The organism is Amycolatopsis rhizosphaerae, from assembly GCF_007713715.1.
Classification (GTDB): Bacteria; Actinomycetota; Actinomycetes; order Mycobacteriales; family Pseudonocardiaceae; genus Amycolatopsis_E; species Amycolatopsis_E rhizosphaerae.
This window is the reverse complement of the sequence record NZ_VJWX01000849.1, coordinates 1-1,356: the sequence shown is the minus strand read 5'-3', so window position 1 is coordinate 1,356 and position 1,356 is coordinate 1. Positions and strand designations below refer to the sequence as shown.

2 protein-coding genes are annotated in these 1,356 nt (G+C 68.8%); one reads left to right on the top strand and one right to left on the bottom strand.

Going from position 1 to position 1,356, the window contains the following annotated elements; genetic code table 11:
- Nucleotides 1-128: Clp protease N-terminal domain-containing protein (locus FNH05_RS37380; RefSeq protein ID WP_144591022.1), on the bottom strand; the 128-nt coding region annotated here is incomplete at its 3' end.
- A gap of 212 nt (nucleotides 129-340) precedes the next feature.
- On the opposite strand from FNH05_RS37380, the gene FNH05_RS37375 reads away from it, so the two are divergent.
- A complete protein-coding gene (locus FNH05_RS37375; RefSeq protein WP_144593539.1) occupies nucleotides 341-1,354 on the top strand; it encodes a methyltransferase in 1,014 nt (337 codons plus the stop codon).
- Nucleotides 1,355-1,356 lie beyond the last annotated feature (2 nt).

Genomic DNA, 1,356 nt, shown 5'->3' with positions numbered 1-1,356 from the left:
CCCTCACCCTCGTGGATCAAGCCCAGGAGGATGTGCTCGGTGCCGATGTAATTGTGGTTGAGCATCCTGGCCTCTTCCTGAGCCAGAACGACCACCCGCCTCGCGCGGTCGGTGAACCTCTCGAACACGTGTCTCGCACCTCTTCCCTCGGCGGTCCCGGCCGGCAAGACCCGGGCGGGTACGCTGACGCGCCGCGGCGCCCTGGCCGCACTCAGGTTTCAAATAAGTAAGTGTTCCTGAAGTAAGTTACGGGGTCAATCTCGGATCTTTCCTTGATAGCACCCGGCACGGGCGCCTAAGGTAGCTATCGAAACTATTATCAGACTTCGGGGTGAGAGCCATGAGAGATCACGAGTCCGCCCTGCTCCTCTACGAGGAGGCCATGGCCTTCGCCGGGTCAGCCGCGCTGCGCGCGTTCGCCAGGCTGGGTGTGGCCGACCACGTCGACGACGACGTGCCCGTCCCGGTCACCGTCCTCGCCGCGGCGACCGGGACGCGGACGGCCGGTTTGGCCCGGCTCCTGCGTTTCCTCGCCTCCCGCGGCGTCGTGCGCCGGCACGACGGCGACCAGTACACCCTCGCCCCGCTGGGCCGCGCCCTGCGGAGCAGCGCCGAGCCGTCGGCGCGCTCCGGAGTCCTGATGTTCACCGACCCGATGTTCTGGACCATGTGTCACCGGCTGGAGTCCAGCCTGACCGATCACGAGCCGGACTTCGCCCGGTACTTCGGCGAGCCGCTCGACGACTACTTCGCGCGCAACCCCGAAACCGACGAGCTCTTCTACGAAGGGATGGCCACGGTTTCCGACGCGGAGAACGCGATCGTCGCCGCCGCGGCCGACCTGCCCGGTTCCGGCACGATCGTGGACGTGGGAGGCCGCAACGGCAGCATGCTGCTCACCGCGCTGCAGGCCCGGCCAGGTCTCGACGGGGTGCTGTTCGACCGGCCGGACGCCCTGGACACCCGCAGGCTGGAAGAAGCCGGTCAGGACGGCCGCTGGAAGGCCGTCGGGGGCGACTTCTTCCTCGATGTCCCGCGCGGTGACGTCCTGGTGCTCAAGCGGATCCTGCACAACTGGGACGACCAGGACTCCGTGCGGATTCTCAGCTCCTGCCGCCGCGCCCTCGAACCGGGCGGCCGCGTGCTGGTCGTCGACGCGGTCGTCCCCGAGGACGGCGGCAAGCACCAGAGCCACCTGATGGACCTGATGATGCTCGGTGCGTTCACCGGGCAGGAACGGACCGCCGCGGAGCTGCGGCCGCTGTTCGCCGCCGCCGGGCTGCGCGTCACCCGGGTGGTCCCGACCTCGTCGGTGATGTCGATCGTCGAGGCGGTCGCGGGGGCGCAGGCATGACC